The 25,637-nt window shown below is 69.4% G+C and carries 23 protein-coding genes; 6 read left to right on the top strand and 17 right to left on the bottom strand.

The genetic code is table 11. From position 1 onward, the window contains the following. Position 1 precedes the first annotated feature (1 nt). From ACO2RJ_RS12535 to ACO2RJ_RS12565, 7 genes are all read right to left on the bottom strand, one after another. Entirely contained in the window at positions 2-799 is a 798-nt protein-coding gene (locus tag ACO2RJ_RS12535; protein WP_423268339.1) for an ABC transporter ATP-binding protein, read from the bottom strand. A gap of 11 nt (positions 800-810) precedes the next feature. Beyond that, the gene (ntrB, locus tag ACO2RJ_RS12540) at positions 811-1,716 is read right to left on the bottom strand and encodes a nitrate ABC transporter permease (RefSeq protein WP_423268340.1); all 906 of its coding nucleotides are present in this window, start codon (positions 1,714-1,716) and stop codon (positions 811-813) included. Between the two features lie 71 nt (positions 1,717-1,787). Next, positions 1,788-3,098, bottom strand: a complete 1,311-nt coding sequence (locus ACO2RJ_RS12545; RefSeq protein WP_423268341.1) for a CmpA/NrtA family ABC transporter substrate-binding protein — start codon at positions 3,096-3,098, stop codon at positions 1,788-1,790. Between the two features lie 376 nt (positions 3,099-3,474). Beyond that, a complete protein-coding gene (locus ACO2RJ_RS12550; RefSeq protein WP_423268342.1) occupies positions 3,475-4,575 on the bottom strand; it encodes a CmpA/NrtA family ABC transporter substrate-binding protein in 1,101 nt (366 codons plus the stop codon). Continuing rightward, positions 4,572-5,159, bottom strand: a complete 588-nt coding sequence (locus ACO2RJ_RS12555) for an ANTAR domain-containing response regulator (RefSeq protein ID WP_423268343.1) — start codon at positions 5,157-5,159, stop codon at positions 4,572-4,574. The genes ACO2RJ_RS12550 and ACO2RJ_RS12555 overlap by 4 nt, the downstream gene beginning before the upstream one ends. Before the next feature lie 180 nt (positions 5,160-5,339). Further along, positions 5,340-6,389, bottom strand: coding sequence for a GNAT family N-acetyltransferase (locus ACO2RJ_RS12560; RefSeq protein ID WP_423268344.1), 1,050 nt, complete (start codon positions 6,387-6,389; stop codon positions 5,340-5,342). A 167-nt stretch (positions 6,390-6,556) separates the two neighbouring features. Beyond that, the gene (locus ACO2RJ_RS12565) at positions 6,557-8,332 is read right to left on the bottom strand and encodes an ATP-binding protein (protein ID WP_423268345.1); all 1,776 of its coding nucleotides are present in this window, start codon (positions 8,330-8,332) and stop codon (positions 6,557-6,559) included. Between the two features lie 166 nt (positions 8,333-8,498). Here ACO2RJ_RS12565 and greA point away from each other — a divergent pair, with 166 nt between their 5' ends. Continuing rightward, positions 8,499-8,978: a transcription elongation factor GreA gene (greA, locus tag ACO2RJ_RS12570; RefSeq protein WP_423268346.1), complete on the top strand. Its 480-nt coding sequence runs from the start codon at positions 8,499-8,501 to the stop codon at positions 8,976-8,978. Positions 8,979-9,001: 23 nt separating this feature from the next. Here the strand turns inward: greA and ACO2RJ_RS12575 are convergent, their stop codons facing one another. Then, entirely contained in the window at positions 9,002-9,262 is a 261-nt protein-coding gene (locus ACO2RJ_RS12575) for a DUF3297 family protein (protein ID WP_423268347.1), read from the bottom strand. Between the two features lie 217 nt (positions 9,263-9,479). Here ACO2RJ_RS12575 and ACO2RJ_RS12580 point away from each other — a divergent pair, with 217 nt between their 5' ends. The 3 genes from ACO2RJ_RS12580 (at position 9,480) to ACO2RJ_RS12590 (ending at position 14,052) form a co-directional block, all read left to right on the top strand. After that, positions 9,480-10,691, top strand: coding sequence for an alpha/beta hydrolase family esterase (locus ACO2RJ_RS12580; protein ID WP_423268348.1), 1,212 nt, complete (start codon positions 9,480-9,482; stop codon positions 10,689-10,691). An 86-nt stretch (positions 10,692-10,777) separates the two neighbouring features. Further along, positions 10,778-12,445, top strand: a complete 1,668-nt coding sequence (locus tag ACO2RJ_RS12585) for an alpha-amylase family protein (protein WP_423268349.1) — start codon at positions 10,778-10,780, stop codon at positions 12,443-12,445. Between the two features lie 5 nt (positions 12,446-12,450). Further along, complete coding sequence (locus ACO2RJ_RS12590) at positions 12,451-14,052, top strand: alpha-amylase family glycosyl hydrolase (RefSeq protein WP_423268350.1); 1,602 nt, start codon at positions 12,451-12,453, stop codon at positions 14,050-14,052. A gap of 339 nt (positions 14,053-14,391) precedes the next feature. Here the strand turns inward: ACO2RJ_RS12590 and ACO2RJ_RS12595 are convergent, their stop codons facing one another. The 5 genes from ACO2RJ_RS12595 to rsmI all read right to left on the bottom strand — a co-directional run bounded on the left by ACO2RJ_RS12595 (position 14,392) and on the right by rsmI (position 19,236). After that, positions 14,392-15,927, bottom strand: a complete 1,536-nt coding sequence (locus tag ACO2RJ_RS12595) for a YifB family Mg chelatase-like AAA ATPase (protein WP_423268351.1) — start codon at positions 15,925-15,927, stop codon at positions 14,392-14,394. Between the two features lie 79 nt (positions 15,928-16,006). After that, positions 16,007-16,927 carry a penicillin-insensitive murein endopeptidase gene (mepA, locus tag ACO2RJ_RS12600; RefSeq protein ID WP_423268352.1) on the bottom strand — a complete coding sequence of 307 codons (921 nt, stop codon included), beginning with the start codon at positions 16,925-16,927 and terminating at the stop codon, positions 16,007-16,009. Further along, positions 16,924-17,880, bottom strand: a complete 957-nt coding sequence (gshB, locus tag ACO2RJ_RS12605) for a glutathione synthase (RefSeq protein WP_423268353.1) — start codon at positions 17,878-17,880, stop codon at positions 16,924-16,926. The genes mepA and gshB overlap by 4 nt, the downstream gene beginning before the upstream one ends. Positions 17,881-17,902: 22 nt before the next feature. Next, on the bottom strand, positions 17,903-18,268 hold the full coding sequence (locus tag ACO2RJ_RS12610) for a YraN family protein (RefSeq protein WP_423268354.1): 366 nt from the start codon (positions 18,266-18,268) through the stop codon (positions 17,903-17,905). A gap of 5 nt (positions 18,269-18,273) precedes the next feature. After that, positions 18,274-19,236: a 16S rRNA (cytidine(1402)-2'-O)-methyltransferase gene (rsmI, locus tag ACO2RJ_RS12615; protein ID WP_423268355.1), complete on the bottom strand. Its 963-nt coding sequence runs from the start codon at positions 19,234-19,236 to the stop codon at positions 18,274-18,276. 144 nt (positions 19,237-19,380) lie between these two features. Here rsmI and ACO2RJ_RS12620 point away from each other — a divergent pair, with 144 nt between their 5' ends. Then, positions 19,381-20,625, top strand: coding sequence for a penicillin-binding protein activator (locus ACO2RJ_RS12620; protein ID WP_423268356.1), 1,245 nt, complete (start codon positions 19,381-19,383; stop codon positions 20,623-20,625). 10 nt (positions 20,626-20,635) lie between these two features. Here ACO2RJ_RS12620 and ACO2RJ_RS12625 read toward each other — a convergent pair whose 3' ends face one another. The 3 genes from ACO2RJ_RS12625 to dapB all read right to left on the bottom strand — a co-directional run bounded on the left by ACO2RJ_RS12625 (position 20,636) and on the right by dapB (position 23,457). Then, a complete protein-coding gene (locus ACO2RJ_RS12625) occupies positions 20,636-21,694 on the bottom strand; it encodes a TraB/GumN family protein (protein WP_423268357.1) in 1,059 nt (352 codons plus the stop codon). 215 nt (positions 21,695-21,909) lie between these two features. Next, positions 21,910-22,551, bottom strand: a complete 642-nt coding sequence (locus ACO2RJ_RS12630) for a 2,3-bisphosphoglycerate-dependent phosphoglycerate mutase (RefSeq protein WP_423268358.1) — start codon at positions 22,549-22,551, stop codon at positions 21,910-21,912. Between the two features lie 105 nt (positions 22,552-22,656). Then, complete coding sequence (gene dapB, locus ACO2RJ_RS12635; protein WP_423268359.1) at positions 22,657-23,457, bottom strand: 4-hydroxy-tetrahydrodipicolinate reductase; 801 nt, start codon at positions 23,455-23,457, stop codon at positions 22,657-22,659. Between the two features lie 186 nt (positions 23,458-23,643). Between dapB and hemA the strand changes: the two genes are divergently transcribed. Further along, positions 23,644-24,873 carry a 5-aminolevulinate synthase gene (gene hemA, locus ACO2RJ_RS12640; RefSeq protein WP_423268360.1) on the top strand — a complete coding sequence of 410 codons (1,230 nt, stop codon included), beginning with the start codon at positions 23,644-23,646 and terminating at the stop codon, positions 24,871-24,873. 110 nt (positions 24,874-24,983) lie between these two features. On the opposite strand, the gene ACO2RJ_RS12645 is transcribed toward hemA, so the two are convergent. Beyond that, a complete protein-coding gene (locus tag ACO2RJ_RS12645; protein WP_423268361.1) occupies positions 24,984-25,634 on the bottom strand; it encodes a TIGR00645 family protein in 651 nt (216 codons plus the stop codon). Positions 25,635-25,637: the final 3 nt, after the last annotated feature.

The following is a 25,637-nucleotide window of genomic DNA, read 5'->3' on the forward strand; positions in this document are numbered from 1 at the left end:
CTCAGGCCGCCTCGACGAAGCGGTGGCGCTCGTAGAGGAATTTGAGCACCGACGCGCGCGCCGCGATGTAGGTCCGGTCGGAGACGAGCTCGAGCCGCTTGCGCGGCCGGGGCAGCGGAACGTCGAGGATCTCGCCGATCCGCGCGGACGGGCCGTTGGTCATCATCACGATGCGGTCGGACAGCAGCACCGCCTCGTCGACGTCGTGGGTGATCATCAGCACCGTGTTCTTGAGCTCGGTCTGGATCTGCATGACCTGGTCCTGCAGATGGGTGCGCGTCAGCGCGTCGAGCGCGCCGAACGGCTCGTCGAGCAGCAGCACCTTCGGCTGCATGGCGAGCGCGCGGGCGATGCCGATGCGCTGCTTCATGCCGCCCGAGATCTCGGACGGGCGCCGGTCCTTGGCGTGCTCCATATGCACGAGCTTGAGCTTGTGCATCACCCAGTCGTGCCGCTCGGCCTTCGACTTCGATCGGCCGAAGACCTTGTCGACGGCGAGCGCGACGTTCTCGTAGCAGGTCAGCCACGGCAGCAGGGAGTGGTTCTGAAACACCACCGCCCGGTCCGGGCCCGGCTCGTCCACGACCTTGCCTTCGAGGAACACGACGCCCGTCGTGGCCTTGGTGAGGCCGGCGACGATGTTGAGCAGCGTCGACTTCCCGCAGCCGGAGTGGCCGATGATCGAGATGTACTCGCCCTCGTTGACCTCCAGCGAGATGTCTTTCAGCACCTCGTTGGTCATGGCGCCGCGGGTGAACGTCTTGTCGATGTGTTCGATGGTCAGGAACGGTTTTGACATGCGGCTCATCCTCACGAAGCGGCCGTGCCGCGGGTGACCGCGCCGGCGACGAGGGCGACGATGCGGTCGAGCACGAAGCCGACTGCGCCGACGTAGATGAGCGCGAGGATGATGTCGCTGATGCGCGACGAGTTCCACGCGTCCCAGATGAAGAAGCCGATTCCGACGCCGCCGATCAGCATTTCGGCTGCGACGATCGCGAGCCAGCTCAGGCCGATCCCGATCCGAAGCCCGGTGAAGATGTAAGGGGCGGCCGCCGGCAGCATGATCTTGTGGAAATACTCGATCGGATTGAGCCGCAGCACCTGCGCGACGTTCTTGTAATCTTGCGGAATGTTGCGGATGCCGACGGCGGTGTTGATGATCACCGGCCAGATCGCGGTGATGAAGATCACGAAGATCGCCGAGGGCTCGCCGTCGCGGAACGCCGCGAGCGAGAGCGGCAGCCAGGCGAGCGGCGGGATCGTGCGCAGCACCTGGAACACGGGATCGAGCCCGCGCATCGCCCAGGTCGAGCCGCCGACCAGCGCGCCGAGCGCGATGCCGACGATGGCGGCGAGCGCGTAGCCGAGCGCGACGCGCTTCAGGCTGGCGTAGAGCTGCCAGCCCAGCCCCTTGTCGTTGCCGCCATTGTCGTAGAACGGGTTGAGGATCAGCTCCCAGGTGTCGGCGACCACCCGGGACGGCGAGGGAAGCGACGCCGTCGGGGAGGAGCACAGCATCTCCCACAGCAGCAGCAGCGCCGCGATGGTGAGAAGCGGCGGGATGAACGTCGCCGCCGCCTCCATCGCGCGCGTCTTCACGCGGGGTCCGAACAGGGGCTTCTTCGGCGTCGGCAGCGCGACGACCGTGGCGGTCGTCTGCGCCGTCGGCTTGAGCGGCGTCACGTTCGACGTCGCGGCTGCGGTCTGGGTCATCGAGTGTCTCCGAGGAGGACGCGCGGCGTCGGAGGGCGGGCGACCGTCGTCGGCCGCCCGTCCGCGCCTGGTCAGGCCGTCTTCTTGATGTCGAGGCTCGCGAGGTAATCGCTGGGCTTGTCGGGGTCGAACACCTTGCCGTCGAAGAATTTCTCGACGCCGCGCGAGGTCGATGTCGGGATGTCGGTCACGCCGAGCTCCTTGGCGGCCTCGCGCCACAGGTCCTCGCGGTTGACCTTGTCGACCAGCGCCTTGATGTCGGTGTTCTCGGGCAGGTAGCCCCAGCGGATGTCTTCCGTAACGAACCACGCGTCATGGCTCTTGAACGGATAGGCCGCCTGATGATCCCAGTAATGCATGATGTATGGGCTGTTCTCGACGACCGGCTTGCCGGCGCCGTAGTCGAACACGCCCTTCATGCGCTGGACGGTGTCGGAGACCGGCGCGCCGATCCAGTTGCGCTTGGCGCAGATGGCGGCGAGCTCCTCCTTGTTCTCCATCTTCTCGCACCACTGTTGGGCCTCCATCACGGCCATCAGCAGGGCTTTCGCGGCTTTCGGGTTCTTCTCGACGTAATCGGCGCGCATGCCGAACGCCTTCTCCGGGTGCTTGTCCCAGAGCTCGCCGGTGGTGAGCGCGGTGTAGCCGATCTTCTGGTTCTTGAGCTGCTCGTTCCAGGGCTCGCAGACGCAGAAGCAGTCCATCGTGCCGACCTTCATGTTCGCGACCATCTGGGCCGGCGGAACGACGATGGTCTGGATGTCCTTGTTCGGATCAATGCCGCCCGCGGCGAGCCAGTAGCGGATCCACAGATCGTGGGTGCCGCCGGGGAAGGTCATAGCGGCCTTCACCTCCTTGCCCGACGCCTTCTTCTTCTCCAGCGCCGCCTTGAACGGCTTGGCGTCGGTCCCGAGTTTGAGGTCGGCGTACTCCTGGCCGACCGAGATGCACTGGCCGGCGACGTTCAGGCGGCCGAGGATGAACATCTCCGTCGGCCGGTTGTTCTGCGTCATCGCGCCTGTGGTGATCAGATACGGCATAGGGGTGAGGATGTGGGCCCCGTCGATGCCGCCCGCCCCGGAGCCGAGAACGATGTTGTCGCGCGTCGTGCCCCAGGACGACTGCTTGGCGATCTCGACGTCGGTCATGCCGTATTTGTCGAAAAGGCCTTTCTCCTTGGCGACGAACAGCGGACCGGCGTCGGTCAGCGCGATGAAACCGAGCTTCGCCTTGGTCGTCTCAGGTCCAGCGCCCTGCGCGAACACGCCGGAGGGCGACAGCGTCCGGGCCGCGAGCAGCGTCGCCGCCGTGGCTGCGCCGGCGCGCAGCACGCCGCGGCGGTCGAGGCCCCGAGAGAAAGGAAATCTGGCGTCGTTGCTCATCGAGACATCGGCTCCATGGGCGCCCTCGGGCGCTGGGATGGGGGCCGTCCCGTCTCGCGGGACGGCTGAAACAAAAAAGCCGCTGACCGACACGCCTCCACGGCGTGTTCGTTCAGCGGCGTCGCTGGCTGCCCCTCATTGGGCGTGAGGTCCGACGTCAGCGCCGACGGTGAACCACGCCCTTCCCTTTCAAGCGCCGTGCCAAGATTTGGAACGGCGGGAAGAAATCATCGAAACCTAAGAGAATGAACGATCCCGGCCGTGCGGGGTCGCACGTGTCCCACGGCGGTTCCCTGATGCGACGCAACCAGGTCGAGCACGACTCTTGTGCAGTGCACTCAAAAAAGGCGCCGAAACGCGCGCGACCGACCCTGACTCAGGCGTTGAACAGGCCGAGGGCGTCGACCTCGCTCGCCCCGGACGCGGCGCCGCCGAGCGCGGCGTCCGCGAGGTCGGGCCGGTAGACGGCGGCGGCGGCCTCGTCGAGACCGGCGGGCGCCTGCCCCCACCGGCTCATCTCGCCGTAGAGCCACGTTGCGTGCCGCGGATCGGGCCGCAAGGCGTTCTCCTGCCCGAACAGGATGTAGTGGTCTGAGACCCGGACGTCGCCGGCGCCGGTCGGCAGCCGGCCGTCGAGCGTGCGCTGGATGAGGGCTGCGGGCACGTCGAGCCGCTCCGAGGCGGCCAGGCGCCGGGCGGCCTCGGGCCGGTTCGCCGGCTCGTCGAGCCAGGCCGCCGCCTGCGCGCAGGCCCGGATCAGGCGCGCCACCGTCTCGGGTCGCTCCGCCGCCCAGCCCGCGCGCATCGCGAGCACCTTTTCGGGGCAGCGCCGGACCAGTTCGACCCCGAGATGCAGGATGCGGCCGAGGCCGAGATCGACCGCCACCGAGTTCCAGGGCGCGCCGACGCAGAACCCCTCGACATGGCCGTTCTGCAGCGCGTCGACCATGAAGGGCGGCGGCACCACCGCGAGCCGCACGTCGACGTCGGGGACGAGGCCCCCGGCCTCGAGCCAGAGCCTCAGCTGATAATTGTGGGTCGAGAACGGAAAGGTCATGCCGAGGGTGGGCGGCTCGTCGCCGCATATCGCCCGGCCGCGCACCACCTGCGCGAAGGCCGCCGCGGTGGCCATGGGATCGGAGAGCGACGCCCCCGGAGCGAGCCGCCCGACAATCTCGTCGTGCAGCCGGGGAGCGATCGTGACCGCGTTGCCGTTGAGCCCCAGCGTGATCGGCGCGATCAGCGGCGCCTTGATCGTGTTGAGGCCGAGCGTGGTCGAGATCGCGACCGGCGCGAGCAGATGGGCGGCGTCGAAATGGCCGAGCGTGAGACGGTCGCGGATGTTCGACCAGGAGATCTCGCGCCGGAGGTCGATCGCGAGGCCCTCGGCGGCCGCGAAGCCGATCTCGGCCGCGATGATCGGGATCGCCGCGTCGACCAGGGGAATGAAGCCGATCGTGACGCGGTCCAGACTCATTTCAGCAGCTCCGCGGCGGTGACGACCGCCTGGGCGATCTCGGAGATTTTCTTCTTCTCGTTCATCGCGACGGTGCGGAGCAACGCGTAGGCCTGCTCCTCGCCGATGTTCTTGGAGCGCATCAGCACGCCCTTGGCGCGATCGACGATCTTGCGCTCCTCGAGCTGGGAGCGCGCCTGCTCGAGTTCGGAGCGCAGCCGGGCGAAGGCGTTGAAGCGGCTGATCGTCGTCTCGAGAATCGGGCGCACCCGCTCCTTTCGCAGGCCGTCGACGACATAGGCCGACACGCCGGCGTCGATCGCGGCCTCGATCGAGGCGGCGTCGGTCTGGTCGACGAACATTCCGACCGGCCGCCGCACGGCGCGACTGACCTGAAACATCTGCTCCAGCACGTCGCGGCTCGGATTTTCGAGCCCGATCAGGATGACGTCGGGATCGATGGCGTAGATCCGCTCGAGAAGGTTGGCGTGATCGCCGATCCGCACCACCGTCGCGTAGCCCGCTTCGCGCAGGCCGTCCTCGAGAATGGCCGATCGCACCGGGCTGGCGTCGATCACGACGATCTTGATGGGACGCTCGGGCAAGGTCGGCGCTGGGGCTCGCGGATCATGCGCGCCGGCCGATCCCGCGCGTGGCGGATCCACCGTGCCGCACGGCGTAGCCTACGTCACGCGTCGCGGCGTCGCAGCGCGCCGGCGGGGCCGGCCGAGGGGAGCGCCGGCGGATCTCGCCGGCAGGACGCCAGGGTCGCGCGGTCCGTCGGCTCAGGCGGCGTGACGGCCGGCGCCGGCGCCGTAGTAGTCGACATATTTCGGGCTGATCGCCGCGCGCGGCAGCACGATCAGCACGTCGGTCGTGCCGAACTGGCGGTCGACCACCGCGCCGTCTCCGATATAGGCGCCGAGCCTGAGATAGCCCTTGATCAGCGGCGGCAGCGCGCGCAGCGCCGCGCGCGGGTCGATCGCCTCGCGCGGCAGGATGTCCATCGCCACGCGGCGGCCCGACACCGCCGAGGCGCGCCACTCCGGCGGCGCGGCGTGGAAATGGTGGAGATAGGACAGCGGCAGAGCTAGCCGCTCGGGATCAACGCCTTCGAGGCTCGCGCAGCCGATCATCACGTCGACTCGGTGCGCCAGCACATAGGCCCATATGCCGTGCCAGAGCAGCTCGACCGTGCGCTTGTCCCGGTAGGGCTTGAGGACGCAAGAGCGGCCGAGCTCCAGGAACCGCAGGCCGGAATGCCTGCGGAGCAGCCCGTCGATCTCGAACTCGCCGGCGGTGTAGAAGCCGAAGGCCTGCTCGGCCACCTCCTGGCGCAGAAGGCGGTAGGTGCCGACCACAGGCGGCTTCTTCGGCCGGAACGGCGGGCTCTGGAAGTCGAGCGCCCGGAAATCGAGACCCTTGATCTCGAAGCCGCGGATTCCCGCGACCGGCGTGGCGCCGGGGGCCGCCGCGCCATGGTCGACCACGAGGAGGTGGTCGCAGACGGCGTCGTACGGATCCTTGTCGCGACGGGCGAGCCGGGTCATCGCGTCCGGCGCCGCCGACATTTCCTGAAAGAACACGCGGTAGCGCAGCTTCTGGGCGCGCTTCACGTCCTTGGGCCGTTCGGCGAGCGTCAGCTCGAGATTGCCGATGCGCCCGAGCGGCTGCGGCAGCGCCGCGGCAGCGGCGGCGAGGCGCTTGCGGCTGGGCTTGGTCGGAAAGCCGGGGAACCAGCGGACGCCGCCCGCCGGAGCGTTGGCCGCGGGCATGCGGAAGCGCGCCGCCCAACCGGTGGGAGCAGCCTGCGGGTTCGGGCGGGAGATCGTCATGAGGCGCCTCTGCGCGGCGGGAGGAGCGCGGCCCGAGCGGTCGGCGGACGATCCCGCCGAGACCCCGCGAAGCGCGTCCCGCCGTCAGAGGATCATAGATAGCCGACGCGTATGTGACAACGCGAACCGTTGGCGTTCACGGCTTTGCGCGAGGCGCGGGCGCGCCGTCAGGCGACGCGCGACGCGGCGGTCCTGAGCGGCGCGAGCAGCGCTTCGAGCGTCCGGCGGTCGAGCGGCTTTGGCAGCAGGTCGTCCATCCCGGCCTCTCGCGCGGCCGCGCGGTCGTCGTCCGAGACGTTCGCGGTCAAAGCGAGGATCAGCGCCGGCCGGCGGCCGGTCTGCGCCTCGAACGCCCGCAGCCTCCGCGCCGTGGCGAGACCGTCGAGCGCCGGCATGCGCAGATCGAGCAGGACGGCGTCGTAAGGCTCGGCTTCGAAGGCTTCGCAGGCGGCGAGTCCGTCGGCGACGTGCTGGGTCAGGTGGCCGAGGCGCGCGACCTGGGCGAGCGCGATCAGGGCGCTCACCGGATCGTCCTCGGCGATCAGCACCTTGAGCGGTCCGCCTTCGACGCCGGGGGCCGGACGGGACGGGACCGCCGCGATCGTCAGCGGCTCGGCGGCCGCCGCCGCGACCTCCATATGCGGCCGCGGGTCGTCGAGCCGGCTGACGACGGAGGCCGCTCGGATCGGCTTGACGAGGTAGCCGTCGAAGCCGTCGGGCGACTGCGCCGAAAGCTCGCGCCGCTCCGCCGGCGACAGCATCAGCAGCACCCGCGCGGCGCCGGCGCGGCGCGCCGCGGCCGCGAGCTCCGCCGGGGGCGTCGAAAGCGACCGGTCGATCAGCACGGTGTGGGCCCCGTCGACCGCGACGGCGGCCGAAAGCGCCGCCGCGTCGCGCGGCGCGACGAGGCGGGCCTCGGCTCCCCACGCCCCGAGCTGCTCGACCAGCCAAGGGCCGCCATAGGGCGTGTCCGAAGCGACCAGGACCCGGCGGCCGGCGAGCTTCGCGCGCGCCTGCTCCTCGTCCTCGTCGGAGATCCTGCCCGAGGCGACCCGCCTCGGCAGAGTGAACACGAAGGTCGCCCCGGCGCCCGGCGCGCCGTGCGCGGAAAGCGCGCCGTCCATGGCGGCCGCGAGACGCCGGCTGATGGCGAGGCCGAGCCCGACGCCGCGCGCCGTCGGGGTCGCGTCGCTCTGCTCGAACTCGCCGAAAAGGCGCTCGGCGTCGGCGGGGTCGAAGCCCGGACCGGTGTCGAGCACCGAGAAGCGGACCGAGTCGCCCGCCACGTCGACCCGCAGTCCCACGCCCCCTCGCGCGGTGAACTTGATCGCGTTGCCCGCGAGGTTCAGCAGGATCTGCCGCACCCGGGCGCCGTCGCCGACGATGACCGCCGGGGCGTCCGGGCCGAAGCCGACGGCGAGGTCGAGCCCCTTCTCCTGCGCCCGCGGCGCAAGCAGCTCGGCGATGCTCTCGACGAGCTCGGCGACCGCGAAGGGCGCGTCCTGCAGCGTGACGCGGTGGGCCTCGATCCGGGACATGTCCAGAATCTCGTCGACCAGCGACAGCATGGCGTGGGCCGATTCCCTCACCGCCCGCGCATAGGTGCGCTGTTCCGCGGCCAGTTGCGTGTCGAGCAGAAGGTCGGCGGTCCCGATCACGCCGGACAGCGGCGTCCGCATCTCATGCGTGACCGTCGCCAGGAACTTCGCCTTGACGCGCGCCCCGGCCTCGGCCCGGGCTTCGGCTTCGGCGAGGGCGCTCGCGCCGTCCGCGCGCGCCCGCTCGGCAGCCTCCTGCGCTTCCCACAGCGCGTCGCGAAGCGCTTCAAGCTCGCTCTCGAACAGCGCCGCCTTCTGGGAGGAGCGCAGGCGCCAGAACAGGCCGAGCGCGACGACGCCGACGCCAAGTCCGCCCAGGAAGGCCGCCGCCGCTTCGAACGCCACGCCTCGCTCCGTGTCCCGGCGCCGTGCGGGACGCACATCGCTTAAGGAACCGTAAGCCGAGTTGGTTGAGGAAGGCTTGACGTCAGAGCGCCGTCGAAAGCTTCGCCGTCCGCGCCGGAACGCTGTAGGGTGGCCGACCACGATTCAAGGACAAAGGCGGGCCACGATGTCCGTAGCGTTCACCAAGGAGCAGGACTACGAGGCGACGGCGGCCGATCTGCCGGACCGCCCGATTTCCGCTCACCCCAATCTGGTCACGCCGGAAGGCCTCGCCGCTCTGGACGCGGCCTTGCAGGACGCGCGCGCCGCCTATGCGGCGGCCCAGGCCGCAGGCGGCGTCGCCGAAGACCGGTCCGCCATGGCGCGCGCCGCGCGCGACCTGCGCTACTACGCGGCCCGCCGGGCGAGCGCCGAGCTGATCGCGGCCCCGAAAACCCAGGACATCGTCGCCTTCGGGACGCGCGTCACGTTCGAGCGCGAGGACGGGCGGCGTCAGAGCTACCGCATCGTGGGCGAGGATGAGGCCGATCCGACCAAGGGTTCGGTGTCCTACATGTCTCCGCTCGCGCGGGCGCTGTTCGGCAAGGCGGTCGGCGACGTCGCCGCCACTCCGGCGGGCGAGGTCGAGATCGTGGAGATCGCGTGACGCCGGCCTGGCAAGGTCCGCCGTCAGCCCTGGGCTTCGCCCGAATCGAGATCGCGGAAATAGGGCTCGACCGGGCCCTTGAGCTTCAGCGTCATCGGATTGCCGAACCGGTCCTTGGCGGCGCCCGCGGCGACGCGGATCCAGCCTTCGGTCACCGAGTATTCCTCCACGTTCGTCTTCTCGACGCCCTTGAAGCGGATGCCGACGCCGCGCGCCAGGACGGCCTCGTCGTAATGCGGGCTCGACGGATCGGAGGACAGGCGGTCGGGCGGGGCGTCGGACATCGCAGGCGGCCTTGAAGAACAGTGGCGAGGGAAGCGGCGGACCATAAAGCGGGCGGCCGCCGAAGGCCACAGGCCTAGACCGCCGTCTCGCCTCCCCGGCCAAGGGCGCCGCTCGGACAAACTGTTGCTGCAATGCAATATTGAACTGTGCGGCGCAATATACACTTCATGGCGACGCGACCGCGGCGACGGCGCGCTCGACGAGCAGGAAGCTGACATGGCCAATCCGGGTAACTACACGGCGGACTCCTCCCGCCTTCGCCGCAGATGGGACGCGTTTGATCGCCTCGGCGGCCGCAAGCCCTCAGGAGGCGCGCCGAAGCGCGCCAAGCCTCGGCTCGAGGAAACCCTGTCCTTCGGCGCCAATCCTGGCGCCCTCAGGATGCTGTCTTACGCGCCCCCGGGCTTGAAGCCGGGCGCGCCGCTCGTTGTGGTGTTACACGGGTGCACCCAGAACGCCATCGACTACGACGCCTCCTCCGGATGGTCCCGCCTTGCGGAGGCCGAAGGCTTCGCGGTGCTTTATCCCGAGCAGCGCGCAGGCAACAACGCTCATGGCTGCTTCAACTGGTTTCAGCTGGCGGACGCCTCGCGCGGCCTCGGCGAGGCGTTGTCGATCCGCGAGATGATCGAGGCGATGGCGCTCCGCCATGAGCTCGATCGCAGTCGGATCTTCGTGACCGGCCTGTCCGCTGGCGGCGCGATGGCGGCCTCCCTGCTCGGCCACTATCCCGAGGTCTTCGCCGGCGGCGCGATCGTCGCCGGTCTACCCTGCGGCGCGGCCGGCAACGTCACGGAAGCCTTCCAGGCGATGGGGCGGCCGACGGCGCGATCGGGCGCCGAGCTCGGAGACCGCGTGCGTTCCGGCTCCCGGCACGACGGACCCTGGCCGGTCGTTTCGATCTGGCACGGCACGGCCGATTCCACCGTCGCCCCGAAGAACGCCGACGAACTCGTCAAGCAATGGCTCGACGTGCACGGCGTTCATCCCGACGGTTTCCGGGAGGAGACGATCGGCGCTCACCGCAAGCGGGTCTGGCGAGCCGGCGAGCGCGACGTCGTGGAATGCGTCCTGGTCTCGGGGATGGGCCATGGAACGCCTGTCGACGCCGGGCGCGGCGAGGCGCCCGGTCCCTACATGCTCAATGTCGGCCTGTCGTCGACCGGGGCCATTTCGGCCTTCTGGGGCATTTCCAAGCAACCCGTCGAGGCGAAGCCGGCGAAGGCGACCCGCTCCCCGGATGCGCGGCCGGCGCGTCCGAAGGAGATGTCGCCGGATCGGGCGCGTCCCGGCGCGCAGACCAAGCGCCCGAGCGGCGCCACGGGTTTCGCCGGGCGGATGGAGGCTCCCTCGTCGTCCCAGCGCGACGGAGGGGACATCGGCTCCGTGATCGCAAAGGCGCTGCGGGCGGCCGGCCTGATGAGATGACGCGCCGATAGACCGGGGCGGAACGCGTTCGCCGCCCCTGCGTTGCGCCCTCATGCGAGGGGCGCTCGCGCGGGGGAGAACGCCGCTTGATCACCGATCTCTGGTACAAGAACGCCATCGTCTATTGTCTCTCCGTCGAAAGCTTCATGGACTCCGACGGAGACGGGGTCGGCGACTTCCGCGGCCTGACGCGGCGGCTCGACTACCTCCACGGGCTCGGCGTCACCGCCGTCTGGCTGATGCCGTTCCAGGCCTCGCCGGGCCGCGACGACGGCTACGACGTCTCCAGCTATTACGACGTCGATCCGCGCTACGGCACGCTCGGCGACTTCGTCGAGTTCACGCATGGCTGCAAGCAGCGCGGCATGCGGGTGCTGATCGACCTCGTCGTCAATCACACCTCGGACCAGCACCCCTGGTTCAAATCCGCCCGCTCGTCGCCGGATTCGCCCTACCGGGACTGGTACGTCTGGTCGAAGACCAAGCCGAAAGACGCAGACCAGGGCATGGTCTTTCCCGGGGTCCAGAAGACGACATGGACCTATGACGAAGCGGCGAAGGCCTATTACTTCCACCGCTTCTACGAGTTTCAGCCTGACCTGAACACGGCGAACCCGCATGTGCAGGCCGAACTGCTGAAGATCATGGGGTTCTGGATCCAGCTCGGCGTGTCGGGCTTCCGGATGGACGCCGTGCCGTTCGTGATCGCGGAGAAGGGGCCGCAGGCCGGGCAGGAGCCGAAGACGGATTTCGGCATGCTGCGCTCGTTCCGCGAGTTTCTGCAGTGGCGCAAGGGCGACAGCGTCATCCTGGGCGAGGCGAACGTGCTGCCGAAGGAGTCGATGAAGTATTTCGGCGACGACGGCGATCGCCTCCAGATGATGTTCAACTTCCACGTCAACCAGCGGCTGTTCTATGCGCTCGCTTCGGCCGACGCCGAGCCGCTCGCCAAGGCGATCAAGGAGACGAAGCCGGCTTATGGCACCGCCCAGTGGGGGGTGTTCCTGCGCAACCACGACGAGCTCGACCTCGGCCGGCTGGAGCCGGAGCAACGCCAGGCGGTGTTCGAGGCCTTCGGCCCGGACAAATCCATGCAGCTCTACGATCGCGGCATCCGGCGCCGGCTCGCGCCGATGCTGTCCGGCGACCGCAGGCGGCTCGAGCTCGCCTACAGCCTGATGTTCACTTTGCCGGGCACCCCGGTGATGCGCTATGGCGACGAGATCGCCATGGGCGACGATCTCAAGCTTGCCGAGCGCTACTGCGCGCGCACGCCCATGCAATGGTCCCGGGAGCCCAATGGCGGCTTCTCGACGGCGGAGAAGACCTTCCTGCCGGCGATCTCCGGGGGCGGCTTCGGCTATGAGACGGTGAACGTGGCCGCCCAGCGTCGCGACCCGAACTCCTTCCTCAACTGGATCGAGCGCATCATTCGCATGCGCCAGGAGGTGCCCGAGATCGGCTGGGGCGCATGCAGCGTGCTGCCCACCCGCGACAAGGCGGCGCTCGCGCTGCGCTACGACTGGCGGAACAACGCCGTCGTCGTCCTGCACAATTTCGACGCCGCGCCGCGGGAGGTCGTCTTCAGGCCCGGCGGCGAGGACGAAGAGCCGGACGAACTGACCAATCTGCTCTCCGACGAGCACAGCCAGCCCGAGGCGGACGGTCGTCACCGCGTCGTGCTCGAGGGCTACGGCTACCGGTGGTATCGCCTGGGCGGGCTCGACTACATCCTCAAGCGCAGCGACATCTGAGGCCTATGACGGACCATCTGTGGTGGCAGCGCGGCGTCGTCTATCAGGTCTATCCGCGGTCCTTCCAGGATTCCGACGGCGACGGGATCGGCGATCTCGAAGGCGTGCGCCGACGGCTCGACCACCTTGTCGATCTCGGCGTCGACGCGGTCTGGCTGTCGCCGATCTTCCCCTCCCCGATGGCGGATTTCGGCTACGACGTCGCCGACTATTGCGGCGTGGACCCGATCTTCGGCTCGCTCGACGACCTCGACCGGCTCGTCGCCGACGTCCATGGGCGCGGGCTGAAGCTGATCCTCGATTTCGTGCCGAACCATTCGTCGGACCAGCACCCCTGGTTCGTCGAGAGCCGGTCGAGCCGGACGGCCTCTAAGCGCGATTGGTACATCTGGCGGGACCCGGCGCCGGACGGCGGGCCGCCGAACAACTGGATCAGCAATTTCGGAGGACCGGCCTGGACCTACGATCCGGTGACCGGACAATATTACCACCACGCCTTCCTGACCGAGCAGCCGGACCTCAATTGGCGAAACCCCGAGGTGCGGGCGGCGATGGCCGACGTGCTGCGCTTCTGGCTCGACCGCGGCGTCGACGGATTCCGCGTCGACGTGATCTGGCACCTGATCAAGGACGCGGGCTTCCGCGATAACCCGGTCAACCCGCATTATTGCGCGGAATCGCCCGATATTGCGCGGCTGTTGCAGCTTCATTCCGCCGATCAACCGGAGGTGTTCGACGCGATCGCGGAGCTGCGCGCGGCGGTCGACGCCTATGACGATCGGGTGCTGATCGGCGAGATCTACCTGCCGGTGGAGCGGCTCGTCGCCTATTACGGGGCGGAGCTCGGCGGCGTGCATTTGCCGTTCAATTTCCACCTGATTCTCGCGCCCTGGAACGCCCGCGCGATCGCCCGGCTGATCGAGACCTACGAAGCCGCCCTGCCCCCCGGCGGCTGGCCGAACTGGGTGCTCGGCAACCACGACCAGTCGCGCGTCGCAAGCCGGATCGGCGCCGCCCAGGCGCGCGTCGCCGCCATGCTGCTGCTCACCCTCCGCGGCACGCCAACCCTTTATTACGGCGACGAAATCGGCATGAGCGACGTGCCCGTTCCGCACGAACTCGCGCAGGATCCATGGGAGAAGAACGAGCCCGGCCACGGCCGCGATCCTGCCCGCACCCCGATGCCATGGAACAGGAGTCCCAAGGGCGGCTTCACCGAAGGCGCGCCCTGGCTGCCGATGGGCGACCCGGCCGCGCTCAACGTCGCGGACCAGGCCGCCGACCCGCGCTCGACGCTCGCGCTCCACCGCGCCCTGCTCGCGCTGCGGAGAGCCCATCCCGCCCTCAGCGTCGGCGCCTATGAGAGCGTGCCGGCCGAAGGTGACCTGCTCGCCTATCGACGGCGCGACCCGACGACCGGCGAGACGTTTTTGATCGTGCTGAACCTGGGACCGGATGAGGCGATGTTCGACGCCGTCGACGGGAGGCTGACCACCGTGCTGTCGACCCATCTCGACCACTCGGGCACGGAGCCGGAAGGTCCGCTCCGGTTGCGGCCGGACGAGGGTCGGATCCTAACCCACTTGGGCCCATCGCAAGTCGGTTAGTGGAACCGCGGAATGAGCCAAGGCGCCCGACTTCGGGCCTCATTTTCAGCCGTTTCTGCGCTGTCGTAGATGCCGCAATCCGGTCCCTGCGGCCCCCACTCGTCGTCGCTCCGCAATTGCCGGCGGTAGGTCCATGCGCCATCGGTCCGCTGGCGGACCACAACGCGCTCACTTCCGTCAGGGCTCTCAAAAGTCAGCATACCGGCATGGCCGTAGCGCCCGGCGGACCGGCTCGCGTTCCACCAGCATGTCCCCACGATTTTGTCGCTCTCGTTGAGTGAACGATACAGCGACGACCCCTTCAGCCATCGCTATTTTGCTTCCGTAAAGCTCTATCATTCACGCCGCCTGCGCCTGCGCCTGCGGCGGCGGAGACGCGCGATAAGCCAGCGCCTCCGCAAGATGCAGACGACCGACGCTTTCGGCGCCGTCGAGGTCGGCGATGGTGCGGGCGACCTTGAGCACGCGGTGATAGCCCCGCGCCGACAGCTTCAGCGCGTCGGCGGCGTCGACCAGCAGCTTGCGGCCGGCGGCGTCGGGCCGGGCGACCTCCTCCACCGACGAGACCGGCAGATGCGCGTTGAGAAGCGCGTCGGAGAGGCCGAGACCGACGCTCCGGCGCGCCTGCAGACTGCGGGCGGCGAGGACGCGGGCCGCGACCGTCGCGCTGTCCTCGGCGGCGGACGGCGCCATCAGGTCGGCGGCGGTGACCGACGGCACGTCGAGGCGCAGATCGATGCGGTCGAGCAGCGGACCGGAGATGCGCGCCTGATACTCCGCGGCGCAGCGTGGCCCGCGCCGGCAGGCGTGACCGCCCTCTCCGCCCCCGCACCGGCAGGGGTTCATGGCTGCGACCAGCTGGAAACGGGCGGGATAGGCGACGCGGTGGTTGGCGCGCGCGATCACCGCCTCCCCGCTTTCCAGCGGCTGACGCAGCGCGTCGAGCGCCTGGGCGGAGAACTCCGGCAATTCGTCGAGGAACAGCACGCCGTTGTGGGCGAGCGCGATCTCGCCGGGCCTTGGGCGCGCGCCCCCGCCGACGAGCGCCGCCATGGAGGCGGAATGGTGGGGGCTGCGGAACGGCCGGCGGTTGGTGAGACGCCCGCCCGCGAGATCGCCCGCGACCGAGCGGATCATTGCGACCTCGAGCAGTTCCTTCGGCCCGAGCGGCGGCAGCAGCGACGGCAGCCGGCTCGCCAGCATCGACTTGCCGGCCCCCGGCGGACCCGAGAACAGCAGATTGTGCCCGCCTGCGGCGGCGATCTCGAGCGCGCGCTTCGCGGTCTCCTGGCCGCGGACGTCCTTCAGATCCGCCGCCGGGGCCGCGGCGTCGGGCAGGCCGGGCCGGGGCCGGGCCAGCACCTGCACGCCCTTCAGATGGTTGACGATCTGGATGAGCGAGCGTGGCGCGACGATGTCGAGGTCCGAGCTCGCCCAGGCCGCTTCGGCCCCGCAGGCCTCCGGGCAGATCAGCCCGTGGCCGCGCGCGTGCGCCGCGACCGCGGCCGGCAGCGCGCCGGCGACCGAGGCGATCGTGCCGTCGAGCGCAAGCTCGCCGAGCACCGTGACGCCCGAGAGCGCGTCCGCCGGGATTGCGCCGATCGCCGCCATCAGGCCGAGCGCGATCGGCAGATCGAAATGGCTGCCCTCCTTGGGCAGGTCGGCCGGCGCGAGATTGACGGTGATGCGGCGCGGCGGCAGCGCCAGACCGGAGGCGATCAGCGCAGAGCGCACCCGTTCGCGCGCCTCGGTGACGGCCTTGTCCGGCAGCCCAACCACGTTGAAGGCCGGCAGCCCCGGCGCGACCTGTACCTGCACGTCGACGGCCCTGGCCTCGATGCCTTCGAACGCGACCGTCGACACCCACACGACCATGACGCCGCCCCCGAAAATCGCTGCCCGTCATGGTAGCGACGCGGGCGACCTCGTCAAGAACATTGTGCGAACATCCGACTCATCTGCCGTTGAGCACCGCCGTGCAGGCCGGCGGCAATCCGGCCAGCGTCAACGGCGGAGCGGGCTTCGGCGGGACCTTGGGCGGCCGGGGGAACAGGCGGCCGGGCGTGAACCACCAGTCGAGGTCCTTGCCGCAGCCTTCCGCCGCGCCCGGCTCGTTCTGCGACTTGCACAGCGCGTCGCCGGCCTGGCAGCCGAGCCGCACGTGAAAATGGTAGTCGTGCCCCCACACGGGCCGCACCTTGCGCAGCCAGGAGCGGTCGCCCTTGGCCTGCATGCAGACCTGCTTCTTGATGGCGGGATTGACCAGCACCCGCTCCACGGCGGGGTCGCTCGCGGCCGTCTTGATGACCTGGAGCGTGTCCGAACTCCAGTAGGCGTTCATGTCGCTCCGGGTCTCGGCGACCACGTTGGTCGACATGATGGTCTCGCGCTGGATCAGGGTCATGTCGACCTTGGGCATCGGCCGCAACCAGACGTCGACGTCGAGCCCGATCTGATGGGAGGCGTGGCCCTTAAGCATCGGACCGCCCCGCGGCTGCGACATGTCGCCGATCAGCACCCCGGGCCACGCGGTGTTGGTCGCGACTCGGCTGGAGAAGCGCTTAACGAACGCGATCAGCGCGCTGCGGCCGTAATAGCGGTTGCGCGAGGGCCGCATGACCTGCCAGGTCGGCCCCGACAAGGGCAGCGCCGAGGCGCCGGCGAGACAGCCTTTGGAGTAGAAGCCGATCGAGGCCTCCGGCCCCGCGCTCGGTCTTTTCGCGCGACCGAAAAGCTCCTTCGCCGGCGTGGCGGTCGTGACGCTCGGAAGCGGCGGCACGCTGTAGCCGGGCGGAGTCACGTCCTGCGCCACCGCAGGCGCGACCCATGCGATGGTCGCCCAGGCGAGGCCGATCGCCATCCCTCGTCGCGTCATGTTCGCCTCTGCGCGACGCGCGCCTCGATTGCGTCCCAGGTCGCGACCGCGACGTCGGGTCCTCCCAGGCGCTTGATGGCCCGGATGCCGGTCGGCGACGTCACGTTGATCTCGGTGAGATTGCCGTCGATCACGTCGATGCCGACGAAGATCAGGCCACGGGCCTTGAGTTCGGGCCCGAGCGTCTCGCAGATCTCCCGCTCGCGCGGCGTCAGCTCCGTGGTCTGGGCTGCGCCGCCGCGCACCATGTTGGAGCGCAGGTCGCCGGGCGCCGGAACGCGGTTGACCGCGCCGGCGAAGACGCCGTCGACCAGCAGGATGCGCTTGTCTCCCCTGGAGACCGCCGGCAGGAACTTCTGAACGACCCACGGCTCCCGGAAGGTCGTGGAGAAAAAGTCGATCAGCGACCCGTAATTGAGGTCGTCTGAGGTCAGTCGAAACACCGCCGCCCCGCCATTGCCGTAAAGCGGCTTGACCACGATGTCGCCGTGCTCGGCGCGAAAGGCCGCGATCTCCGCGACGTCGCGGGTGATGACGGTCGGCGGCATCAGGTGGGGGAAGTCCAGCACCAGCACCTTTTCAGGCGCGTCGCGCACGCTCGTCGGATCGTTGACCACCAGGCTCCGGTCGCGGATGCGCTCCAGCATGTAGGTGGTGGTGACATAGGCCATGTCGAAGGGGGGGTCCTGCCGGAGCAGGATGACGTCGGCCTCCTCCCCCAGCGCGACGCGGGTCTCCTCGCCGAGCGAGACGTGGTCGCCGACGACGTCCCGCACGGTCGCGGGGCGCACCGCGGCGAACACGTCGCGACCGATCTGCGAGAGACGATCGGGCGTGTAGACGGCGAGCTCATGGCCGCGCGCCTGCGCCTCGAGCATCAGGGCGAAGGTCGAATCGCCCGCGATGTTGATGCGCTCGATCGGGTCCATCTGCACGGCGACACGAAGCGGCATGACGGTCTTTCCAGCCAGAAGCTCAGAATCCGAAGGCGTTCGGCAGCCGTCGCGGCAGCCTTCCCTTGGCGACGAGCACGACGTCGAAGGTCACGACATATCCTGCATAAGCCGGGCGTCGCGCAAGAAACGCTTCCGCGGCGCGCCGGATGCGGGCTTGCTGGCGGGGCGACACGGCTTCCGCCGCGGCCGCGAAATCGGCGCGGGCCTTGACCTCGACGAAGGCGAGGGTGCGACCGCGGGTCGCGACGATGTCGACCTCGCCGACGCCTTCCGAAACCCGTCGAGCCACGATCCGCCATCCTGTGAGTCGCAGCAGCCAGGCGGCGGCGGTCTCGGCGCTCAACCCGAGTCGGAAGGCGCGCAGGCGCCGCTCGGCGGGCGCCATGACGGTCAGCGCGCCGGCTTGGCGAGTTCGAGGGCGCGAGCATAGACCTCGCGGCGCGGACGGCCGGTCACGGCTGCGACCTCGCCGGCGGCGTCCTTGACCGAGGCCCGGGCCAGCGCGCGGGCGAGCAGGGCGTCGATGTCCTCGACGGTGGCGGGCGCCTCGTCGGGCGGCGGCCCTATGACGAGCGCGATCTCGCCCTTCGGCGCGGGCTCCCCGCCAAGGGCCGCCGCGAGCGCGGCGAGCCCGCCCCTCCGGACCTGCTCGAAGCGCTTGGTCATCTCCCGCGCGAGAGCCGCCGGCCGGTCGCCGAGCCCGTCGGCCAGATCGGCGAGCGCGGCCGCGACGCGGGGACCGGTCTCGTAAAGCACGAGGGTCGCCGGCAGCGTGGCGAGTTCGGAGATGCGGTTCCGGCGCGCCTGAGCCTTGGCGGGCAGAAAGCCCTCAAAGAAGAAGCGATCGGTCGGCAGTCCGGCGAGGACGAGCGCGTTGAGCACGGCGGACGCGCCGGGCGCGGCCGTCACGAAAGCGTCCGCGCCGATCGCGTCGCGCACCAGCTTGAATCCGGGGTCGGAGATCAGCGGCGTTCCGGCGTCGCTGACCAGCGCCACGCGCCCCCCGGCGGCAAGTCGCGCAAGGACGCGCGGCCGCATCTCCGCGGCGTTGTGCTCGTGATAGGCGCTGAGCGGCGTCGCGATCCCGTAGTGGGAGACGAGCTTTCGGGTGACGCGGGTATCCTCGCACAGGATGACGTCGGCGGCCGCGAGCGTGGCGAGCGCCCGGAGCGTCACGTCGGCGAGGGTCCCGATCGGCGTCGCGACGATGTGAAGTCCGGGTTGAAGCGACGCAGCGCTCAGCTTGCAGCCCGCCACGACGTACGTCCGCGCAGAATCGGGCCGGCCGTCCTGGGAGGCGTCGGGAGCCTGAGCGGTATCGGGTGAATGACTCCGCGGCGCGGGTCTTGGCATGGGTGCGCTCGTCGGATACTGAAGCGGGCAGTCTATCGAGGCGGCGCGCCGGCGGAAAGCGCGACGACCTCATGAGACCATCGGGGATGATCGGCGCGTCGGGCGCGGGGACTTGTGACGTCCGGCCGAACAGCGGTGGCGGCTATGACGTTCCAGTCGGGATCTGCGGTGTGGCGAAGCCTGCTCGTCGCGGCGGCGGCGTTCGCGCTCGCCTCCTGCGGCTCCGGCGGGATGGACGACGACGCGTCCGAGACGCTCAATCCCATGCAGGGCAACCCGGTCCCGAAGGTGGAGGCCCGACCGCTCGACGCGATCGGAGGCGGGCAGAGCGCGGTGATCGGACAGGGCGCCGTGAAGGTTGCGCTGGTGCTGCCGACCTCCGCCGCGGGCAATGCGGGCGCGACCGCGCAATCCATGCGCAACGCCGCCGAACTCGCCCTTTCGGAATTCGACGCCCCCGACGTCCAGCTCATGGTCAAGGACGACCACGGCACCGCGCAGGGCGCGCAGACCGCCGTGCGGGAGGCGACGGACGACGGCGCCAGGCTGGTGATCGGGCCGCTCTTCGCGCATTCGGTCGCGAGCGCGGCTCAGGTCGCGAAGCCCAAAGGCGTGCCGATCGTCGCCTTCTCGACCGATTCGTCGGTCGCTGCGAACGGCGTGTTCCTCTTGAGCTTCATGCCGGAATCCGACGTTCAGCGTGTGGTCTCCTACGCCGCCTCCCAAGGCAAGCGCTCCTTCGCGGCGCTGCTGCCCGAAACCGGCTACGGCTCGGTGGCGGAGGGCGCGTTCCAGCAGGCCGTGGCGAAGGCTGGGGGTCGCGTGGTCGGGCTCGAGCGCTATCCAGCCGACAAGGCGAAGATGGCCCAGGCGGTCGCGCGGCTGTCGAGCGCGCTTTCCCAAGCCGACACGCTGTTCATCCCGGACACCGCCGAGGGCGTCCAGACCGTGGTCGGGCTGCTCGCAGCCAACGGCGTCAACCTGAAACGATTGCAGCTTCTGGGCACGGGCCTGTGGGACGACCCGGCGCTGGCCCGCGACGCCAGCCTATCCGGAGCATGGTACGCCGCGCCGGACGATTCCGGCTTCCGCTCCTTCGCTCAGCGCTACCGCGCAAAATACGGTTCGGATCCGGTGCGGACCGCCTCGCTCGCCTATGACGCGACGTCCCTCGTCGCGGCGCTCGTCAAATCTCAGGGCCCTCAGTCGCTCAACTCGGAGACCTTCGCCAATCCGTCGGGCTTTTCGGGCGTCGACGGCGCGTTCCGGTTCGAAAGCGACGGGCCGAACCAGCGCGGGCTCGCCGTCTACCAGGTGCAGGCCGGGGGCGCGCGCGTCGTGAGCCCCGCGCCGAAGAGCTTCGGCGGACAGACCGCGCAGGCGCAGTAGGCAGGCCCTCTCACCAGATCCGGGTCACGGAGAAACCCGTGCGGCGGATCAGCTCGACCAGACCCTGCTCGCCGGGCAAATGAAGAGCGCCGACGGCGAGAAAGCCGTCGCCCGCCGAGAGAATCGGCAGGGCCCGCCGAAGCATGGCGGCGTTCCGTCGGGTGATGAAGGCCGAGATGAACTCGGCGTAGCCGTCGACGTCGAACAGGCCGGCCCAGATCGGGCCGCGCATGGCGAGGAGGTAGCCGATCCGACGGGTCGAATAGAGACCCGTGATCGTGCTCTCGACGTCCTCCGGCTTGAGGCCCTTGACCGCGGCGTCCTTGATCATCCGCAGCGCGACGTGGTCCGGGATCGACGACAACGCCTCGACCTGCTCGACCGGCGTCTCCAGGGCCATCAGCACGGAGCCCTGTTCAAGGGCGAGACGCTCGATCCGGCCGTCGGCGGTCTCCGTGTCGACGCCGGGCCCTGGCGTCGACACGCAGTTCGAGCGCGACAGCACGATGGCGAGATACCAGGGCTCGAGTTGGTCGGCCACGTTGCTCGGAATGCCGGATACGGCGAGCCGCCGCTGGACCTCGGGCCGGATGTCGTCGGGGAGCAGGCTGAGGGAATGGCCGCCCGGCCGGAAAGATCGGCTCGCCACGAGCCGTCTGAGCTCCCCGGCGACCCTGCGGCTGCTGGCTCCGGGAAGCTCGGTCGCGACCAGCTTTGCGCGCTTCAGAGCCCTGATGACGAGAGCGTCGAAACTCTTCGCGGACGCCTCGCTCGAATGCATCGTGCCGAACAGGTAGGACACCTTGCCCTGGTGCTCGATCCGCCAGAGCAGCCCCTGCCCGTTCGCGACGGAGCGCGCGTCGCTTTCGAATTTGTCGAAGCTCGCCGGATCGCTCTGCCGCAGGGCTTGCACGAGGTCCGTGCCGCCGCACTGCACGGGCTTCACGGCTTCCGGGTCGGGTGAGGAGCCGTCGCCGCGATTCGCCGGCGCGGCGTCCTGCGCCGAGGCGGCGCCGACCGTCAGAAAACCGAAGAGGACAAGCAGACACGCGCCTGCGCTGCGCTGCAAGGCGCGCCTTCCAAACCGACAGCTCGCAAGCGCCGCCTTCGCCATTGGTCTAATGATGCGCTGTGACGGCCCGTCCGCCAATCACTTTATGTGACGGACAGATGGCGCTCCACTTGCGCACGGCGAGGCGCCGCCTGAGCGGGGGCGTCGATTTCTTTGCGCCGACGGATCGCCTTCGAGCGGCCGCGTTCCTGTAAGCGCGCGAAGACGCTCCGTCAGGAGGCCGCTTTGACCGCCGCCGCGGCGAGGTCCTTGATGCGCTCGACCGTGGAGTCGGCGTTGAGATCGTAGATGATCGGCGCGCCGGTGAAGAGCTCCCGCTGCAGCAGGGCGTCGGGCGTCAGGCGCTCGAGCGTCATGATGAGGGCCCGCAACGAATTGCCGTGGGCGGTCACGAGCACCGTCTTGCCCCGCAGCACCTCGGGCAGGATCTCGCGGACGAAATAGGGCAGCGACCGCGCGACCGTGTCCTTGAGGCTTTCGCCCCCCGGCGGGGGCACGTCGTAGGAGCGGCGCCACATCAGCACCTTCTGTTCGCCCCACGTCTTGCGCGCGTCGTCCTTGTTCAAGCCCGTGAGTTCGCCATAGTCCCGCTCGTTCAGCGCCTCATCCTCGACGACCGGAAGCGTGCGCTGACCGAGTTCACTGAGAATGAGCTGGTTGGTGCGCTTCGCGCGCGTCAGCTTCGAGGTGAAGGCGACGTCGAAGGTCAGACCATCCGCCTTCAGCAGCCGTCCGGCCTGCTTGGCCTCCTCGACCCCCTTCTCCGTCAGGTCAGGATCCTTCCACCCGGTGAACAGGTTCTTGAGGTTCCACTCGCTCTGGCCGTGACGGACGAGGACGAGGCGACGTTCCATGCGTGTGAACTCCGGCCAGACGGGACAGGCGCGCCGGCGTGCGGCGCCGGGCGCCGGTTCCTTACCTCAGCGCTCGTCGCATTGCACTGGAGCTTTCGCTCACCGTCACGCGATCCCGAGCACGTCGGCCATGCCGTAGAGGCCGGGCTTGCGCCGGAACCCCCACAGCGCGGCCTTCGCCGCGCCCCGTGCGAAGATCATGCGATCCTCGGCCTTGTGGCTGAGCTCGACCCTTTCACCGGCCCCGGCGAGGATCACCATGTGGTCGCCGACCACCGTGCCGCCGCGCAGCGTCGCGAAGCCGATCGCGCCTTCCGGCCGCGGGCCGACATGGCCGTCGCGCGAGCGCACGGCGTTCTCGGCGAGAGAGATCTTGCGCCCTTCCGCCGCCGCCTCGCCCAGCAGCAGCGCGGTGCCCGAAGGCGCGTCCACCTTGGCCCGGTGGTGCATTTCGACGATTTCGACGTCCCAATCGGATCCGAGGGCGGCCGCCGCCTGCCGGACCAGCGCGGCGAGCAGATTGACGCCGAGGCTCATATTGCCGGAGCGAATCATCACCCCGTGCCGCGCGGCGGCTTCGATCCGCGCGAGATCGGCGTCGTCGAGCCCTGTCGTCCCGATGACATGGACGATGCGCGCCTGAGCCGTCAGCTCCGAAAGCGCGACGGTCGCCGCGGGCGTCGTGAAGTCCAGCACGCCGTCGGCGGCCGCGACCAGGGGCAGAGCGTCCTCGGAGACCCTCACCCCGAGCGGGCCGACGCCCGCCAGCTCGCCGGCGTCCATGCCGATCGCCTCCGAGCCGGCCCGCTCCAGCGCGCCGCAGAGCTCCAGCCCCTCGGTCTCGACCACGGCTCGGGTCAGCGCCCGGCCCATGCGGCCCGAGGCTCCGGCGACGATCAGGCGCATGGCGGGCGCTCCGGTTGCGGGGCGGCCCGTATAGCAGCGGCGTCGTTCGTCACAAAGCCGCCCGTCCAGGACGACGTCCGCCATCCGCCCTCGGGAGCCCACACGCGGCGTTCTGTCGCCTTTGTTCCTTCCGGCCGCGACAATCCGGGCTAGAATGATTATGAAATGGGCGGGATGAGACGCCTGATGATGTATGATGACGTTTTCCGCCGCGCGGTCGAACAGCTTCATGCTGAGAAGCGCTACCGCGTGTTCGCCGATCTCGAGCGCCGCGCGGGCGATTTTCCGCGCGCGACCTGGCACGCCCCCGAAGGGCCGCGCGAGGTCGTCGTATGGTGCTCCAACGACTATCTCGGGATGGGCCAGCACCCGGACGTGCTCGCCGCCCTGACCGAGACCGCCAACCGCGTCGGCGCGGGGGCCGGCGGCACCCGCAACATCGCCGGCACCAACCATCCGCTGGTCCTGCTTGAGAACGAGCTCGCCGACCTTCACGGCAAGGAGGCGGGACTCGTCTTCTCCTCTGGCTATGTCTCGAACGAGGCGTCGATCTCGACCATCGCCCGGCTGCTGCCAGACTGCCTGATCCTGTCGGACGCGCTGAACCACGCCTCCATGATCGCCGGCATGCGGGGCGCGGGTTGCGCCCGGAAAGTGTTCCGCCACAACGATCTTTCCGACCTCGAGAGGCTGCTGAAGGAGGCCGGCCGCGAGCGGGCCAAGCTGGTCGCCTTCGAAAGCGTGTATTCGATGGACGGCGACGTGGCGCCGATCGGCGCGATCTGCGACCTCGCCGAGGAATACGGCGCCATGACCTATCTCGACGAGGTCCATGCCGTCGGCATGTACGGCCCGCGGGGAGCGGGCATCGCCGAGCGCGACGGCGTGATGCACCGGCTCGACGTGATCGAGGGCACGCTCGCCAAGGCGTTCGGCGTGATCGGCGGCTACGTCGCGGCGTCGAGGCCGATCATCGACGCGATTCGCTCCTACGCCCCCGGCTTCATCTTCACGACCGCGATGCCGCCCGCGATCGCGGCCGCCGCCCGCGCTTCGGTCGCCCATCTCAAGGCGTCGCAGTCCGAGCGTGAGCGCCATCAGCGCCAGACGATGCAGACCAAGCTCGCGCTCGCCGCCCGCGGCCTGCCGGTGATGCCGTCCGAGACGCACATCGTGCCCGTGCTGGTCGGCTGCCCCGAGAAGGCCAAGGCGGCGACCGACCTGCTGCTCGCCGAGCATGGCGTTTATATCCAGCCGATCAACTATCCGACCGTGCCGCGCGGCACCGAGCGCCTCAGGATCTCCCCCTCGCCCTTCCACGACGACGCGCTGATCCGAGAGCTCGCCCAGGCGCTCGACGCGGTGTGGGCGAAGCTCGACCTGCCTCGGCGCGTTGAGGTTCAGGCGGCGGAATAACGTAAGCCGGGGCGCAGCGCTCGGCTTCCCCGACGGCCGAGCGGCCTGCCCGAATCACTTTGCGGTTCGCCTCGCGCCGAGACGCCTGGCGCTTGCAGAAGCGGTCGGCTTCAGGCGCGTCCGGCTTCGGCCGCCTTGGCCGCCGCACGCTCGCTGGCTTTTTCCGCGCTCACGCTCTTCCGTGCGGCCTCTTTGGCGGAGTGCTCGTCCTCGGACTCGCCTTCAGGGTTCGGCGCGTGGCTGTCCGAGTGGTCGGCGCCATGCGACTTGTCGGTCAGCCAGTCGGACAGCGCGAGGAACACGCCCGACATCACGAAGACGACGTGGACGATCGTCATCCACATGATCTCGCGATCGGACGTGTCCTTCAGGTTCATGAACACCTTGAGCAGTTGAATCGCCGAGATCGCCACGATCGAGGCGATCAGCTTCATCTTGAGGCCGGAGAAGTCGATCTTCCCCATCCATTCCGGCCTCTCGTCCTGGTCGACGAGGTCCATGCGCGACACGAAGTTCTCGTAGCCTGAGAACACGACCAGGAGCACGAGGTTCGCCGTCAGCGACAGGTCGATGAGCGACAGGATGCCGAGAATGACCTCGCTCTCGGTCCAGCTGAAGACGCCTTCGGCGAAATGCAGCAGTTCGAGCGCGAACTTCACCAGCAGAACCACGAGCCCGATGATGAGGCCGATATAGAACGGCGCCATCAGCCAGCGGCTCGCGAAGAGGCCACGCTCGAGCGCCTGTCCGATCCTCGTCACGTC

Source organism: Hansschlegelia sp. KR7-227 (assembly GCF_049446035.1).
GTDB lineage: Bacteria > Pseudomonadota > Alphaproteobacteria > Rhizobiales > Methylopilaceae > Methylopila.